The following is a 17212-nucleotide window of genomic DNA, read 5'->3' as shown; positions in this document are numbered from 1 at the left end:
CTTATTCGTCATTACAAGGAAATCAGATGCAATTGCCCGATCATTTACTTTCAGAATATAAAACATCGTATGCACAGATTAGTGAAGAAGGACAATGTGTCATTCAATCTTGGTCTGAATCTATGAGAGAGAACTTGAAAAGAGTGGTGATTCTAAGTCAGTTTGTCTGCGAATCTCTTGGCCAAGATGTTGAACTCATTCAACTGTTACCTCAGATGCTAACGGAAGAATCACGAGCTGAATTGTATAGAGAACGGTTAGCTGCATTACTTGAGCATTGTCCTGATGAAACCAGTGGCCTTAGAGTTTTGCGTCAATTTAGGCGTCGAGAAATGGTTTATATCGCTTGGCGAGATTTTTCTAATAGTTGGCAACTTGATGAAAGTTTAAATCACATTTCTATGCTTGCGGAAGCAATGATTTTCGAAACCTACCGTTGGCAATATGATTTATGTTGTAAGGAATGGGGCACGCCTTGCAATCAAGCTGGTGAAACGCAACCTATGCTTATTATAGGCATGGGTAAGCTTGGTGGCGGTGAACTGAATTTTTCTTCTGATATAGACCTTATCTTTACTTATCCTGAAAATGGCGAAACTCAAGGAGGAAGAAGAAGTCTTGCTAATGCGCAATTTTTTACTCGCTTAGGACAACGAATTATAAAATCGTTAGATCAGCAAACGTTAGATGGATTTTGTTATCGGGTTGATATGCGTTTGCGCCCTTTTGGTGAAAGTGGCCCTTTAGTAATGAGTTATGCTGCCATTGAAGACTACTACCAAGAGCAAGGTAGAGACTGGGAGCGATACGCAATGGTGAAAGCCCGAGTCATGGGCAGTGAAATGTATCCTCAATACCAAGAATTAAGACAAATGTTACGTCCATTTGTCTTTAGGCGTTATATTGATTTTAGTGCAATTCAATCACTCAGAAGAATGAAATCGATGATATCGAGCGAAGTTCGACGTCGAGGTTTGAGTAATAATATTAAACTTGGAGCGGGAGGGATTCGTGAAATCGAGTTTATTGCTCAAGTATTTCAACTGGTTCGAGGTGGTCGAGAACCAAGTTTACGTGGCAGAGGATTATTAGAAACGCTTACTGCCGTTAAAGAGCTAGAATTGTTAGACAAAGCAGACGTAGAGCAGCTTGAGGATGCGTATTGTTTTTTAAGAAAACAAGAGAATTTGTTGCAAGCAATGGCTGATAAGCAGACTCAAACCTTGCCTGAAAATGAAGTGGATCAACTTAAACTTGCGTTCGCCATGGGGTTTGAATCTTGGGATGGAATGTTGCAGCAGACCCAACAATATATGCAATCTGTACATGTAATCTTTGAGCAATTAATTGGAGAAGAGGAAGAAGAATCTTGCGCGGTCGCTAAATATTTCTGTGAGTTATGGGATATGGCTCATGAAACAGAAGTCATTGAGCATGTTTTAACGCACGATTTAGCGAGAAAACAGCCGAGTTATGAAGCAAAGATCATTATTGGTTTTAAAAATGACCTTGTTAAAAAAACACTAGGGCCCAGAGGACGGGAAGTTTTAAATAGACTCATGCCCAAAGTATTTCAGGCGATATTTGAACATAAAGATGCGGAGTTTGGCTTACCTCGAGTGCTCCATTTATTAAAAAATATTGTAACTAGAACCACTTACTTAGAGTTATTTGATGAGCACAATGCGGCATTAACCCAGTTAGTACGGCTTTGTACTGCTAGCCCAATGATATCAGAGCAGCTTAGTCGATATCCAATACTGCTTGATGAGCTGCTAGACCCTACTCATCTATATAATCCTGTGCCTCCTGAATCTTATCGCGCTGAATTGCGTGATTACTTGGCTCGTATTCCTGAAGATGACATGGAACAACAGATGGAGGCGTTACGTCAGTTTAAACAAATATGCAGTTTAAAAATTGCAGCGGCAGATATTGCTGGCGTACTCCCGGTCATGAAGGTGAGTGATCACCTGACTTTTCTAGCAGAAGCTATCGTCGAAGCGGTGATCAATCAGGCGTGGCTGCAATTATCAGAAAAGTATGGCGAACCGACACATTTGCGCAATCGAGAAGGCAAAGGTTTTGCTGTTGTGGGCTATGGAAAAGTAGGAGGTTGGGAGCTTGGATATAATTCAGATTTGGATATTGTTTTTTTACATGATTGTCCGGCTGATGTGTACACCGATGGTAAAAAAGAAATTGATGCAAGGCAGTTTTACTTACGCTTAGCACAAAGAATAGTGCATATCTTTTCTATTCGAACCCCGTCGGGCATTTTGTATGAAATTGATACTCGATTAAGACCCTCTGGAGTTTCTGGTTTACTGGTTAGCCCAACAACGGCTTTTGATGAATATCAGCAAAATGATGCATGGACATGGGAGCATCAAGCATTAGTGCGGACAAGATTAATTTACGGTGACACCGAATTAGAACATGCTTTTAATGATATTCGTCATAGAGTGATAAGCAAGGGAAGAACAGAAGCAACGTTAAAAAAAGAAGTGGTTGAGATGAGAAGTAAAATGCGTAATCACTTAGGCAATAAAAAACCGGGACGCTTTATGCTAAAGCAGGATAAAGGCGGGATTACCGATATTGAATTTCTTGCGCAATACTTGGTGTTAAACTTTAGTTATAAATATCCAGCACTGACTCGTTGGTCGGACAATGTTCGAATTTTTGAATCATTAGCAAGCGAAGGTTTGATCAGTAAAGATGAAGCGATAGGGCTGAATCATGCTTATACAACATTGAGAGATGAAATCCATCATAGAAATTTACTGAATCAAGATGCCGATGTTGATGAAATACGATTTACTGAAGAACGTGCTTGTGTTCAAGTGCAGTGGGATAAATGGTTAAGTTAAATAAGAAATAAAGGTTGGCGAATGCCAACCTTTATTTCTTTATTACCATCCATCAATAATTGATGAGGTTTTTACTTTTTAGCTGGATCTGCAACTTTTAATGCTGCGTTTATATTGATGATCTCTTGCTCACTAAGTGAACCAGTTGCATCACGTAAATTCAACACGCTGATGATGTAGTTGTATCGCGCATCAGATAAATTTCGGTTTGCATCGTATAAACGACGAGTTGAATCTAATACGTCAACAATGGTTCGGGTTCCCACATCAAATCCAGCTTCGGTCGCTTCTAAAGCCGATTGAGCTGAAATAACAGATTGCTCGTAAGCACGAATAGTACCAATAGTGGCATTAATATTATTGTTTGAACTACGAACGGTCGTGACGATGCTACGATAAGTTGCTTCTAAATCTTCACTGGCAGCAACATAATTATATTCTGCTTGTTTTACCTGAGAGGTAATGTCTCCACCTGTATAAAGTGGAACCGATAAATTTAAGCCAATATTAAAAGTATCGGAATTGTAATCACTACTTGATGATTCACTGTTATGGCGATCAGTTAACGAATATCCACCATCTAATGTGAGTGACGGTAAATGACCAGAACTTGCTAACGAGATGTTATCACGAGCAATATCTTGAGATATTCTTGCTGTTAATAGAGTCAAGTTTTTAGTTTGCGCCATTTCCAGTAGTTCTTCTGGAGACTCTAGGTTTTTGGTTGCAGAGAATGTCTCTGTATCCAAAACATTTAAATTAGTATGCTCACGTCCTGTGATCTCACGGAGTGATTCATAGCTGTTTATTAGGTCATTTTCACTAACCACTTCATTGGCTAATACACTATCATATTCAGCTTGAGCATCATGTACATCGGTAATAGCCGATAAACCAACTTCAAAACGTTGTTTTGTTTGCTCTAATTGTCTGGCTACTGCCGCTTTTTCTGCTCTAACGAATTCTAAACTATCTTGTGCTCGTAATACTTCAAAGTAAGCGGTTGAAACTCTAAGAATCAAATCTTGTTGTTGAGCTGCGTAAGCTGCATCAGATTGTCTAGCAAGTTTTTCTGCTGTATCCAAATTTATCCAACTTGAGCGTTGATATAGTTCTTGAGAGAAGCCTATTGCAGCAGAGAAGACGTTATATTGTGAACTGGTATAATCGCTACGATTAATATCGTAGCTAGCCGTTAGATCAATTTGCGGTAAAAGTGTGGCGCGGCTAGAATTAATTGCTTCAAAAGCTGCATCACGTTGGGCAGCTGAACGAAGTAACGTTGGATCGTTTTCTTTTGCTAAATTATAGATTTCAGCAAGATCATCAGCAAAAGCTAATGTAGACGTTGTACCTAGTGCGACGCTAATAAATAGAGGAAGCAGCTTATTCATTTTATGTATTCCTGCCTTGATTAAGGATCGATTCTTCAAGAGTTTAACCTAAGTTGAGACTATTTGGTGGTAATCTTTGTTCTTTTTTACACTTTATTATACGTACGTGCAATAAAATAAAGATAAATTAAAATAAAATTTAAACTTTATTAAAAATTTTGAGACATATCATTGGTGTAAAAGTTGCTCTATGATTAAAATACTCGGCTGAATGCCCTGATAAGAGATACACGCTATGAAACAGCAATTTAAATCAGAAGATTTAAAGATCATCTCGAAAGAAACTTTGTTTAAAGGTTTTTTTCGAATGATTAAGTACACATTTCAGTACAAATTGTTCGAAGGTGGTTGGAGTCAACCAGTTGAACGTGAATTATTTGACCGTAGTCATGCTGCTGCAATGTTACCGTATGATGCTGTTCGAGACGAAGTAGTTTTGATTGAACAAATACGTGTTGGAGCTCTAGAACATACTAATCCTTGGCAATTTGAAATTGTTGCTGGAATTATGGATGCAGATGAAGATGTTGAAGAGCTAGTTAGACGTGAGGCAATGGAAGAGGCAGGACTAGAGGTTAAAAAGGTTGAATCTGTAGTGAGTTATTATCCTTCTGCTGGTGGTTGCTCGGAAAAATTAGATGTGTTTGTAGGGCAGGTGAGTACTGTAGGCGCAGGGGGAATTTACGGCCTAGAGTATGAAAATGAAGATATAAAAGCGCATGTGGTTAGCCGCAGCAAAGCCTATTCAATGATCACGGAAGGGCAAATAGAAAATGGTGCCTCTATTATTGCGCTGCAATGGTTAGAGCTTAATTATCAAAGGTTAAGACAAGAATGGCTGTAACTGTCTCAGGCAAACAATACCATGTTGATCTTGCGGGATTAATGCGGATTTATGAAACGAACTATGCCAAGTTGAATGCTTTATTACCTGCTCAACCTGCGGTGGGTGATATTCGTTCATATCAAGTTGCGAAGATTGCCTATCAGTTGGAAGTCAGTGAAATAACTAAATATACAACAGTGATTGAGGTTAGTCAGTGTGATATTGAGCCCATATTTCCTTTGCCAAAAATGAAAGTGAGGTTGTATCACGATGCTAGGGTTGCGGAAGTGTGTGCAAGTGAACAGATTTCTAGAGTGCAACCCCGTTATGATTACCCTAACGCTAAAATGATGCAGAAAGACGAAAAGTTTCAATTAAATCAATTCTTAAGTGATTGGCTTTCTTTCTGTTTAAAACATGGTATCAGTCGAGCTCCTCTTTTTTGAGTTCGCTTCTAATTCATGTTTGAATATAACAGCTAAAACTATAATAAATTAAAACTATAATTTACAACTCTAAGTAAAGTGATGCACGAGAATACGGTTTAAATTAGGTAAGAGAAATTAGGTTTAATATTTTGAAGATATCAGCAGCCGTAAAAAACGACAGCATAAGCGTTTTACAGATTACTGATCCCCATTTGTTTTCAGAAGCAGATGGGTGTTTGTTAGGGGTTAATACTCTGGATAGTTTTCATGCTGTCATCGAAGAAATCAAGGCTCAAGATATCGAGTTTGATGCAGTATTTGCTACTGGAGATATATCCCAAGATCATTCTATTCGTTCATACCAAAGGTTTGAACAAGGGATAACCCAATTGGGTAAGCCCTGCTTTTGGTTGCCTGGCAATCATGATTTTAGACTCAGTATGGACAGCATCATTCCATCGGAAAATGTTTACGACAATACCCATCTATTAGCAGGGGAACATTGGCAAGTTATCTTATTGGATAGCCAAGTTAGCGGTGTACCTCATGGGCGTCTTTCAGAGAGTCAACTTACGTTTCTTGATAGTCAATTAGCACAAAATGAAAGTCTGCATACATTAGTGTTGATTCACCATCATCCTGTTTTAGTCGGGAGTGAATGGTTAGATCAACATACTTTGCACAATGCAGATATGTTATGGAATATAGTGGCGAAACATAATAATGTAAAAGCAATTTTGGGTGGCCATGTACATCAAGATTTTAATCAACTGGTTGGTAATACAAGAGTAATGACTACCCCATCCACTTGTGTTCAGTTTAAACCCAATTCTAAAGACTTTGCTTTAGATACGGTTTCACCTGGGTGGCGAGTATTACAACTTTTTCCTGATGGTAAAATTGAAACGAAAGTACAACGTTTAGCAAATGGAAAATTTACTCCAGATTTTACTGCTGGAGGGTATTAATGAAGCCTTCTTTACTGCTCTACCTCCATGGTTTTAATAGTTCACCACAGTCGTTAAAAGCCAATCAGATGAGAGTATACTGCGAGAAATATCGACCAGAAATTAAAGTGCTGACACCGCAACTACCCTCGTTACCTGAACAGGCCAAAACCTATCTGATTGAACTTGTAGAACACTATAAATCGACCTATCAAATTGGTTTGGTTGGTAGTTCGTTAGGCGGGTATATGTCAATTTGGTTAAATAGTTTGTATGGGTTCTCGGCGGTATTAATTAATCCAGCAATTAAGCCATATGAGCTTCTGCAAGACTATCTAGGTGAGCAGACTAATCCTTATACTAATGAGATATATGTTCTGCAACAAGAGCATGTAGAGCAACTTAAATCGTTGGAAGTGGATACCGTACAGCAACCATCTAAATTTTGGTTATTACAACAAAAAGGCGATGAAGTATTAGATTATCATCAAGCAGTGAATAAGTTTTCTGAAGCAAACTTATCTTGTAAGGCCAAATTAACAGTTGAAGACGGTGGTAATCATAGCTTTATTGGCTTTGAACGTTATCCACAACAAATAGTAGAATTTTTAAAACTTTGATCATTTTTATCGATCAAACATCATCATTTCATAGGTAAAAGCCCAGTTTTTGGTGGGGCAAGCATCATAATTTTTGCATCCTATGAGTAATGGGCTTGACATCTGGGCCCTTGTTCCAGACTATGTTCTATTGAATTTACTCTGTATGAAACAATCGGTTTTATAGCAAAATACCCATTTCATCGGTTTGTAGCCAAATAAATGTAAAACCAGATTTTTTATAGCAAAGTACTCCTAAACTTATAAGACTATTTCCGTATTATGACTGAACAATATAATGCTGGAGCCATTGAGGTTCTTAATGGCCTAGAGCCGGTACGTCGTAGACCTGGGATGTATACGGATACCGTTCGCCCTAATCACTTAGGGCAAGAAGTTATCGATAACAGTGTGGATGAAGCACTGGCTGGTCATGCATCTAAAGTGCAAGTGATTCTTCATGCTGATCAATCCTTAGAAGTGATTGATGATGGGCGTGGTATGCCAGTTGATATTCACCCAGAAGAAAAAGTATCTGGGGTGGAACTTATCCTATGTAAATTGCATGCTGGAGGTAAATTTTCTAATAAAAGCTACCAATTCTCAGGTGGTTTGCATGGTGTTGGTATTTCGGTAGTCAATGCTCTCTCTAAAAGAGTTGAAGTTACCGTTAGACGTGATGGTCAAGTTTACGACATTGCATTTGAACACGGAGATAAAGTCTCCGACTTAACGGTTACCGGTACCTGTGGTAAACGCAATAGCGGAACCAGTGTTCATTTTTGGCCTGAGCCAAAATATTTTGATTCGAGCAATTTTTCTGTCAGTAAACTGATTAATAATTTAAGAGCTAAAGCGGTACTTTGTCCTGGATTAGAAATTGTTTTTACTGACAAAGTAAATGGTGATGTACACAAATGGTATTATGAAGATGGTCTTAAAGATTATCTTTCTGAAGGGGTGAAAGGTTATACCCTATTACCTGAAGAGCCATTTACGGGAGAGTTTTCCTCAGAAATTGAAGGTGCTAGCTGGGCAATTATTTGGCAACCAGAAGGTGGCGAACAGATAACCGAAAGTTATGTGAATTTGATCCCGACAGCCCTCGGTGGTACGCATGTTAACGGTTTGCGCCAAGGGTTGTTGGACGCGATGCGAGAGTTTTGTGAGTTTCGAAATCTACTCCCTCGTGGTGTGAAATTGACCGGTGATGATATTTTTGATCGTTGTTCTTACGTACTTTCTATCAAAATGCAAGATCCTCAATTTGCGGGTCAAACCAAAGAGCGTTTATCTTCAAGACAATGCGCTGCTTTTGTTTCTGGTGTTGTGAAAGATGCATTTAGTCTCTGGTTAAACGAGCGTCCTCAAGTCGCGGAGCTGATGGCAGAAATGTGTATTTCGAATGCACATAGACGTATGCGAGCTAGCAAGAAAGTAGTCCGTAAAAAAGTGGCATCAGGTCCCGCTTTACCCGGAAAATTAACCGATTGTTCGGTCCAAGACTTAAGTCGAACAGAAATATTTTTTGTGGAAGGGGATTCCGCTGGAGGCTCGGCCAAACAAGCACGAGATCGTGAATTTCAAGCGATAATGCCGCTGCGAGGCAAAATACTGAATACGTGGGAAGTGTCTGCGGATCAAGTTTTAGCGTCTCAAGAAGTACATGATATTTCAGTGGCGTTAGGTATTGACCCTGATTCCGATAATCTTGATACACTTCGCTATGGTAAAGTGTGTATCTTGGCCGATGCGGATTCAGATGGTTTGCATATTGCAACGCTACTTTGTGCTTTATTTACTCGTCACTTTAGATCGCTTGTTGCCAATGGGCATGTGTATGTTGCGATGCCGCCACTGTTTAGAATCGATTGTGGTAAAGAAGTTTTTTATGCGCTGGATGAAGATGAAAAAGAGGCGATATTAGAGCGATTGAGCAAGAAAAAAGCCAAAATCAATGTGCAGCGATTTAAAGGATTAGGTGAAATGAATCCCTTACAACTTCGTGAAACAACCATGGATCCAAATACTCGTCGCTTAGTGCAGTTGACAATCGATGATGATGAACTTACCAATCAAATGTTAGATATGTTACTAGGTAAAAAGAGAGCGGATGACCGCCGTACTTGGTTGCAAAGTAATGGCGATTTAGCTGAGGTTTAATGAATGTCGACTGAAATAACTTATGAAGGCATTGAACAAATGCCAATGCGCAAGTTTACCGAAGACGCGTATCTGAATTATTCTATGTACGTTATTATGGACCGTGCGTTACCTTATATTGGTGATGGTTTAAAACCGGTTCAAAGACGTATTATTTATGCGATGTCCGAATTGGGACTATCTGCTTCTGCAAAATACAAAAAATCTGCACGAACCGTTGGTGACGTATTAGGTAAGTATCATCCACATGGTGATTCAGCTTGTTATGAAGCCATGGTCATTATGGCGCAGCCTTTTACCTATCGATATCCTTTAGTTGATGGACAAGGTAACTGGGGAGCTCCCGATGATCCTAAATCGTTCGCCGCGATGCGTTATACTGAATCGAAATTATCCAAGTTTGCTGAAATACTATTAGGTGAACTTGGTCAAGGAACAGTCGACTGGCAACCAAACTTTGACGGTACAATGAAAGAACCGTTAATGTTACCAGCACGATTACCTCATATTCTACTCAATGGTATTACTGGTATTGCAGTTGGAATGGCAACCGATATTCCACCGCATAATGTTCGTGAAGTCGCGAATGCTGCTATCCATATATTGGATAACCCTAAAGCGGATTTACCCGCTATTATGGAGCATATTAAAGGCCCCGACTATCCAACAGAAGCTGAGATAATATCGCCAGCTAGCGATATCGAGAAAATTTATAAAACGGGTCGTGGCAGTATTAAAATGCGAGCCGTTTGGCATAAAGAAAGTTCAGATATTGTTATTACCTCGCTTCCTCACCAAGTCTCTGGCGCGAAATTACTCGAACAGATAGCGGCTCAAATGCGAGCGAAAAAATTACCAATGGTCGATGACTTGAGAGATGAGTCAGATCATGAGAACCCAACTCGAATTGTTATTGTTCCGCGTTCAAATCGTGTGGATTGTGACCAATTAATGAACCATTTGTTTGCTTCAACCGATTTAGAGAAAAATTTCCGTGTTAACTTGAATATGATCGGTTTAGATAATCGTCCTCAAGTTAAAAGTTTACTGCAAATTTTATCCGAATGGATTGAGTTTCGTCGTACTACGGTACGACGTCGTTTGCAGTATCGGTTGGATAAAATTCTTGCTCGTCTGCATATTTTAGAAGGTTTATTGATCGCCTATCTTAATTTGGATGAAGTTATTGAGATCATTCGTACCGAGGATCATCCTAAAGCGGTATTGATGGAACGCTTTGCTCTTTCAGATATTCAAGCTGATGCTATTTTAGATACGAGATTGCGTAACCTTGCTAAACTTGAAGAGTTAAAGATTAGAGGCGAGCAGTCTGAATTAGAAAAAGAACGTGATAAATTGCAGTTGTTGCTCGGCTCTGAGCGTAGAATGAATACGCTGTTGAAAAAAGAAATTCAAGCTGATGCTGATAAATACGGGGATGATAGACGTTCACCACTCATTGAGCGTGGCGAAGCGAAAGCCTTGACCGAGCGCGACTTGATTCCGAGTGAACCTATTACTGTCGTTTTATCTGATAAAGGTTGGATTAGGCACGCAAAAGGCCATGATGTTGATGCAAGCAGCTTGAATTATAAATCGGGTGATAGCTACCTTGCTCATGCTTGTGGTAAGAGTAACCAACAAGCTGTGTTCCTTGGGACTGACGGCCGAAGTTATTCGTTAGAATCCCATTCGTTACCTTCTGCTAGAAGCCAAGGAGAGCCCATTACTGGCCGTCTGAATATTGCTGAAGGCACGTCTATTCGTCAAGTTGTAATGGGCGAAAATGATCAGTTGTGGTTAGTGGGTTCAGATGCAGGTTATGGCTTTGTTTGTAAGGGCTCGGATCTCTTATCTAAGAACCGTAGTGGTAAGGCTTTAGTTAATTTACCGGCTAACTCAGAAGTGTTAACGCCAAAACCGGTAGAAAATATCGATTTAGATGAAATTTTAGTTATCACTAATCAAGGCCGAATGTTGATCTTCCCAATTAAAGATCTTCCGCAATTAGGTAAAGGTAAGGGAAATAAAATTATTAATATTCCTGCAGCCAAAGCTAAAGCGAGAGAAGAGATTGTGTCTCATTTAATATCACTTCCTGAAGGTGCTTCAGTTACTCTTTATGCCGGTAAGCGTAAAATGGGATTGAAAGCAGCTGACTTGGAGAACTTTAAAGGAGAAAGAGGACGCAGAGGGAGTGTTTTACCGCGTGGTTTGCAACGAGTAACTAACATTGAAATAGATGTGGGCTCGAATTCAGAATTATCTGATGCTTCCGAGTAATCGTTAACTAACCGAAAATATTATAGCAAAGGGTCAAGTGCCCTTTGCTTTTTTGTATATAGAGCTTAATTTTTGGTTGACTGATTACTCTTCATCGACCACTTCACCAACAACGACCGGTAGAGACATGGTCTCCCCATCTCGAAGTAAAATTACATCAACTGTACTACCTGGCCTTAAGTCGGCAACAATATCCATCACACTTTGACGACCAATTATTTTTCTATCATCGATACTTAGTAAAACATCATTTTTCTGCAATCCAGCTAATGCTGCAGGGCCTCCAGGATCAATACCTAATACAATAATAGCACCAACATAATCACCACCGAGCAGTCGAGATGTCATCGTATTTACATCTTGCCCGTCAACGCCAATATAGCCGCGAATAACGCGTCCATCGGCAATGATTTTCTGCATTATTTTATTTGCTAAAGTGTAAGGTATAGCAAAAGATATTCCATAGGTTTCAAGGTCGGTCGCTTGTTGAAATGACGCGGTATTAATACCGACAAGCTCACCATGTGTATTGACTAGAGCGCCTCCAGAGTTGCCTCTGTTGATAGCGGCATCTGTTTGAATAAAAGCTTGCCTTCGATCAGCACTAATCGAAGAACGTCCTGTTGCTGAAATAATACCGAATGTTGTCGTTTGGCCTAGATTATAAGGGTTACCAATAGCCAGAACGATATCACCTACTTGAGCTTGATAATCTGGATTAAGCGGAATAGTGGGCAAATCAGACATTTCTATGCGTAAAATAGCGAGATCTGTGCGTTGATCTTTACCAACAAGTTGCGCATCTGCAATACGTCCATCTTGCAAAGCTACAATGATTTGATCCGCTTTCGCTATTACGTGAAAATTGGTAATGATATAGCCCTTATCACTAACGATGACACCTGAGCCTAACCCTTGAGTTTTTAGTGTTGTGCGATCTTCCGCTGTGTATTTTCGGCTATATATATTCACTACAGCGGGAGCGGCTCTTTGAACAGCATCACTAAAAGATACGCGGATATCTTGCATATCAGTTACTTTATCTACGATATCTTCTGGAATAATATTAGAACGTAAAGAAGGGACTGCGAGCAATATGATTAGCGCAGCTATTAAGCCTAACCCGATAGAACGTAAGAAAAAATTCGCCATGTATCCCCTAGTGCTGTAGAGCAAAACGTGAAACAAATTATTAAAATCAACGATTAAAAAGCTAAGGATACAGAGAGGCGTTTATAAAAGATAGAGAAGATTACAATGTAATCTTCTCTAATTGAGTGATGTAAAGAGGTTTAATTATCGTACAACAAGATACAGAGTACGATCTCCACGTTGAATATTAAGAGCGAGAACACTTGGATTATCTTCCAAAATGCTTCTAAACTCGCCAAGGTTGTGTACTCGTTGGCGATTTACTCCAACAATGATATCTCCCTCTTTTAGCTGGAATGCATCCGCTTTAGAGCCTTTTTCAATCGCTGTGACTTTTACACCTTCTACTGAATCGTTAGAATTCGTATTGGCTAGTTCTGCACCTTTAAGGCCTTCATGTAAAGAATCAGCTTTAGTTTTACTATCAGAGGCTTCTCCAAGCGTTACATCAAATGTTTTTTCTTTGCCATCCCGAACAATTCCTAGCGTGATCTCTTTACCAGCCCCTAGTGTTGCCACTTTGGCTCTCAGTTCGCTAAATGTTCGTATTTCTTTGTTATTTATTTTGACAATAATATCGCCAGCTTCAATCCCTGCTTTATCAGCAGCGCTGTCTTGAACCACTTGGCTAACAAATGCACCTTTACTATGTTCATAGCCAAGGGCCTCTGCTAACTCTGATGTTACTTCACCACCTTGAACTCCTAACATGCCACGTTTCACCTCACCAAATTCTAAAATCTGCTCAGTCAAATTGGCGACCATATTTGATGGAATAGCAAAACCGATACCAATGTTGCCACCACTTGGCCCAAGTATGGCGGTGTTGATACCAATGAGTTCCCCTCTTAAATTGACTAGAGCGCCACCAGAGTTACCGCTATTAATCGCAGCATCCGTTTGGATGAAGTTTTCAAAATTTTCGATATTTAAACCGCTTCTACCAAGTGCCGAGACAATACCAGAAGTGACAGTTTGTCCTAAACCAAATGGGTTTCCTATTGCTACACTGAAATCACCAACTCGCAATTTATCTGAGTCTGCGACTTTAATCTGTGTCAGGTTTTTGCTTGATTCTAATTTTAGTAAAGCAATATCAGACATTTCGTCGCCGCCGATAAGTTCAGCGTCGTATTCTCTACCATCATGGAGTTTGACTCGAATTTTATCTGCGCCTTTTATGACGTGATAATTGGTAACGATATGGCCTTTTTTCGAATCAATAATGACGCCAGAACCTAAGCCTCTAAAAGGCCTCTCTTGCAGTTGTTCTGATGGGAAATCGGGACCAAAGAAAAATCGAAACGATTCAGGGATTTGCTGCCGTGAAACTTGTTTTCCTTCTACTGCTATACTGACTACAGCGGGGGTGACTTGCTCTAACATTGGAGCAAGACTTGGCAATTGTTCGTTACCGACAGTCAGGGGAAGTGCTGCGGTTACAGGTGTTGGTGCGACAATTGTACCTAAACTTAGAGCCAATACACTTAACGAAAGTATGTGTTTCTTCATCATTTACTCCTCTTTCTTGTTATGAAGTGTATGACTCAAAAACCTGACTCTAGTTCAAAATAACCTAAAAAATATTTATTAAATTTTTCAACCTGAATTACGGTGCCTTGACAACTTCAGGCGCTTCAATAATTTCTTTTTTCTCTGGTGTTAATAATCCGGTTGCCCCTTTTGCATAATCTTTAGGCTGAGATTCATCTGTTGCATCTGTTGTATTTTCTTCAACTTTAGCGAGTTTTTTATCGAAAGGTTGGTCTTGAACGGGTAAGTTAGCTAAAAGTTCAGATGAGGTATTGGCAATATGTTGATATAGCTTGGTGTAATCTTTACCGAGTACATCAAGTAATTCGGCGGTGGTTGAGAAATGATCGGTTAATTCTTGTCGTTGCTGTTCTAACTCAAATTTAGTCGACGCGAGTTCTGATTTTATTTGTTGATGCTTTTTGTATTGAGGGGTTTTTATACGCGATATAACAATACCTAAAATAGCGCCTACTAAAAGGCCTACAACTGCATATATCCAAGGCATAACAGCTCCTTTAAAATGGTCTAAGTTAACATGTTGTTTACATACAAATTACACATATCTTTTCTCCATGTTACTATGAGTACGCAGTAGGATAAAGCAGATACGTAGCATAATGGTATTTTGTTACCGCAAATGAGCTTGAGTAGTGAAGGGAATTAATGACACCATTAGAAAAATATCGAAACGATATTCAAGAATTTGGCTTTCAAGTTGATGAAGCACAACAGGTCGCGGTACGTCATCTTGAACAACTATATCAAAACTACACTCTCTATTTGAATACACCCTTGCCTAAAATTAGCCATTTTCAGCGGCTATTAAGAAAAAAGGTAGAGCAACCTAAATTACCTAAAGGGCTTTATCTATGGGGTGGAGTAGGTAGAGGTAAAACCTATTTAATGGATACCTTTTGTGAATCCGTTAATAGTGAACGAGTTATGAGAGTGCATTTTCATCGATTTATGTTGCGGGTGCATGATGAATTAAAAGCATTAGTTGATACTAGTGATCCCTTAGAAAAAGTCGCTGATATTTTTAAAACAGAAACCGACATTATTTGCTTTGATGAGTTTTTTGTTTCAGATATCACTGATGCAATGATTTTAGGTACGTTATTTAAAGCCCTTTTTGAAAAAGATATTGTGTTAGTTGCAACATCAAATATACCACCTAAAGATTTATACAAAAATGGCTTACAGCGTGCGCGTTTTTTACCGGCTATCGATTTGATTGAAACTCACTGTCAGATTATTAATGTAGACAGCGGTATTGATTACCGATTAAGGACATTACAGCAGGCTGAAATTTACCATTCACCACTTGATGATAAGGCTGAATATAATTTAAATACTTATTATGGACAGTTAACTTCAGATGGGAAAAATACGCAGCCATCAATTGAAATTAACCATAGAAGTGTGGCAGTAAGAAAAGCCTGTGATGGTGTTCTTTTTGCCAGTTTTGCACAATTATGTCAGACAAGTCGAAGCCAAAATGATTACATAGAGATATCTCGGTTATATCATACAGTGTTGTTGTCAGGAGTGATTCAAATGGATGCTCAGAATGATGATGCGGCTAGACGTTTTATTGCATTGGTAGACGAATTTTATGAGCGACACGTAAAGCTAATTATTTCAGCCGAAGTGAAAATGGCGTCACTTTATGTCTCCGGTCGATTAGAATTTGAGTTTAAACGTTGTTTGTCTCGTTTAATTGAAATGCAAAGTCATGAATACTTAGCGAGAGAGCATTTAGCGTAGTAGCTTTATTCAAGTGAAATAATAGAAAAAAACTTGCCGGATTTTTCAAATAATAGATGATTTTTTCTTCGCACTTCTCTATAATCCTGCGACCCACCGTTACTGCAGGTCTATTTATTCCAAAATATGGCCGAGAGTGCCAACACTCGAAGGGGTGATGATATGGGCTCTTAGACAGTGGGAGTATAACTACTCCTTGTGTGTAAAACTAAATTAATGGGTTATTATTAGCATGAAAACTTTCGTTGCTAAACCAGCTACTGTAAAACGTGACTGGTATGTTGTAGACGCTGAAGGTAAAACTCTTGGCCGTCTTGCAAGTGAAATTGCATCTCGCCTTCGTGGCAAGCATAAAGCTGAATACACACCTCACGTAGATACTGGCGATTATATTATCGTTATCAACGCTGAGAAAGTTGCTGTAACAGGTAACAAAGCTAAAGGTAAAGTGTATTACCGTCACTCTGAGTTCCCTGGTGGTCTAAAATCAATCACTTTTGAAAAACTGATTGATAAGAAACCAGAGATGGTTCTTGAACTTGCTGTTAAAGGTATGTTGCCACGTGGTCCTCTTGGCCGTGCTATGTACCGTAAGCTTAAAGTTTACGCTGGTGCTGAGCATAACCATATCGCTCAACAACCAACAGTATTAGACATCTAATCGGGGATTATGACAATGGCAGAGAATCAATACTACGGCACTGGTCGTCGCAAAAGCTCAGCTGCTCGTGTTTTCATTAAACCAGGCAGTGGTAACATCGTAATCAACAAGCGTAGCCTTGAAGTTTACTTTGGTCGTGAAACTTCTCGTATGGTTGTTCGTCAACCACTAGAGTTAGTTGAAATGTTAGAAAAACTGGATCTATACATTACTGTTAAAGGTGGTGGTATTTCTGGTCAAGCTGGTGCGATCCGTCACGGTATCACTCGTGCTCTTATGGAGTATGACGAAACACTACGTCCAGCTCTACGTGCTGCGGGTTATGTAACTCGTGATGCTCGTAAAGTCGAGCGTAAGAAAGTCGGTCTACGTAAAGCACGTCGTCGCCCACAATTTTCAAAACGTTAATATTCTGTCAGAATATTGCGTTCTGGCTTATGCTAGATTGTGGAATAAAAAGCTCGGTTTATACCGAGCTTTTTTGTACTTAAAATATATGCCTGTAACAAAATATAGGTTTGGCAGTGCTATCTAAGGTTGATATTCTTTAGTGTCATACCTTTAATTGTTGGCTATTTATTGG

The 17212-nt window shown here is 39.4% G+C and carries 14 protein-coding genes; 10 read left to right on the top strand and 4 right to left on the bottom strand.

Annotated features, from left to right (window positions below; all coding sequences use genetic code 11):
- Positions 1 to 26: 26 nt before the first annotated feature.
- Positions 27 to 2873, top strand: a complete 2847-nt coding sequence (gene glnE, locus R3X26_RS09000; protein WP_317716967.1) for a bifunctional [glutamate--ammonia ligase]-adenylyl-L-tyrosine phosphorylase/[glutamate--ammonia-ligase] adenylyltransferase — start codon at positions 27 to 29, stop codon at positions 2871 to 2873.
- A gap of 71 nt (positions 2874 to 2944) precedes the next feature.
- Here the strand turns inward: glnE and tolC are convergent, their stop codons facing one another.
- Positions 2945 to 4267: an outer membrane channel protein TolC gene (gene tolC / locus R3X26_RS08995; protein ID WP_317716966.1), complete on the bottom strand. Its 1323-nt coding sequence runs from the start codon at positions 4265 to 4267 to the stop codon at positions 2945 to 2947.
- A 235-nt stretch (positions 4268 to 4502) separates the two neighbouring features.
- Here tolC and nudF point away from each other — a divergent pair, with 235 nt between their 5' ends.
- The 6 genes from nudF (at position 4503) to parC (ending at position 11513) form a co-directional block, all read left to right on the top strand.
- Positions 4503 to 5111, top strand: coding sequence for an ADP-ribose diphosphatase (gene nudF / locus R3X26_RS08990; RefSeq protein WP_317716965.1), 609 nt, complete (start codon positions 4503 to 4505; stop codon positions 5109 to 5111).
- A complete protein-coding gene (locus R3X26_RS08985; RefSeq protein WP_317716964.1) occupies positions 5102 to 5539 on the top strand; it encodes a DUF1249 family protein in 438 nt (145 codons plus the stop codon). Before nudF ends, R3X26_RS08985 begins: the two co-directional genes overlap by 10 nt.
- 131 nt (positions 5540 to 5670) lie before the next feature.
- A complete protein-coding gene (gene cpdA, locus R3X26_RS08980; protein ID WP_317716963.1) occupies positions 5671 to 6489 on the top strand; it encodes a 3',5'-cyclic-AMP phosphodiesterase in 819 nt (272 codons plus the stop codon).
- Positions 6489 to 7088 carry an esterase YqiA gene (yqiA, locus tag R3X26_RS08975; protein ID WP_317716962.1) on the top strand — a complete coding sequence of 200 codons (600 nt, stop codon included), beginning with the start codon at positions 6489 to 6491 and terminating at the stop codon, positions 7086 to 7088. Before cpdA ends, yqiA begins: the two co-directional genes overlap by 1 nt.
- 261 nt (positions 7089 to 7349) lie before the next feature.
- Positions 7350 to 9230: a DNA topoisomerase IV subunit B gene (parE, locus tag R3X26_RS08970; protein ID WP_317716961.1), complete on the top strand. Its 1881-nt coding sequence runs from the start codon at positions 7350 to 7352 to the stop codon at positions 9228 to 9230.
- Between the two features lie 3 nt (positions 9231 to 9233).
- Positions 9234 to 11513: a DNA topoisomerase IV subunit A gene (gene parC, locus R3X26_RS08965; RefSeq protein ID WP_317716960.1), complete on the top strand. Its 2280-nt coding sequence runs from the start codon at positions 9234 to 9236 to the stop codon at positions 11511 to 11513.
- A gap of 84 nt (positions 11514 to 11597) precedes the next feature.
- On the opposite strand, the gene degS is transcribed toward parC, so the two are convergent.
- From degS to zapG, 3 genes are all read right to left on the bottom strand, one after another.
- A complete protein-coding gene (gene degS / locus R3X26_RS08960) occupies positions 11598 to 12665 on the bottom strand; it encodes an outer membrane-stress sensor serine endopeptidase DegS (RefSeq protein WP_317716959.1) in 1068 nt (355 codons plus the stop codon).
- Positions 12666 to 12809: 144 nt separating this feature from the next.
- A complete protein-coding gene (locus tag R3X26_RS08955) occupies positions 12810 to 14177 on the bottom strand; it encodes a DegQ family serine endoprotease (protein WP_317716995.1) in 1368 nt (455 codons plus the stop codon).
- A gap of 97 nt (positions 14178 to 14274) precedes the next feature.
- Positions 14275 to 14706: a Z-ring associated protein ZapG gene (gene zapG, locus R3X26_RS08950; protein WP_317716958.1), complete on the bottom strand. Its 432-nt coding sequence runs from the start codon at positions 14704 to 14706 to the stop codon at positions 14275 to 14277.
- A gap of 158 nt (positions 14707 to 14864) precedes the next feature.
- Between zapG and zapE the strand changes: the two genes are divergently transcribed.
- From zapE to rpsI, 3 genes are all read left to right on the top strand, one after another.
- Positions 14865 to 15968: a cell division protein ZapE gene (gene zapE / locus R3X26_RS08945; protein ID WP_317716957.1), complete on the top strand. Its 1104-nt coding sequence runs from the start codon at positions 14865 to 14867 to the stop codon at positions 15966 to 15968.
- Positions 15969 to 16200: 232 nt separating this feature from the next.
- Entirely contained in the window at positions 16201 to 16629 is a 429-nt protein-coding gene (gene rplM / locus R3X26_RS08940; RefSeq protein ID WP_171752644.1) for a 50S ribosomal protein L13, read from the top strand.
- A gap of 15 nt (positions 16630 to 16644) precedes the next feature.
- Positions 16645 to 17037 (top strand): 30S ribosomal protein S9, encoded by a 393-nt coding sequence (gene rpsI, locus R3X26_RS08935; protein WP_317716956.1) that lies wholly within the window; start codon positions 16645 to 16647, stop codon positions 17035 to 17037.
- Positions 17038 to 17212 lie beyond the last annotated feature (175 nt).

It is taken from the genome of Vibrio sp. TH_r3 (assembly GCF_033101115.1).
In the GTDB taxonomy this organism is placed as follows: domain Bacteria; phylum Pseudomonadota; class Gammaproteobacteria; order Enterobacterales; family Vibrionaceae; genus Vibrio.
Note: the sequence above shows the minus strand (reverse complement) of the source record. Positions and strands in the feature narration are given on the sequence as shown.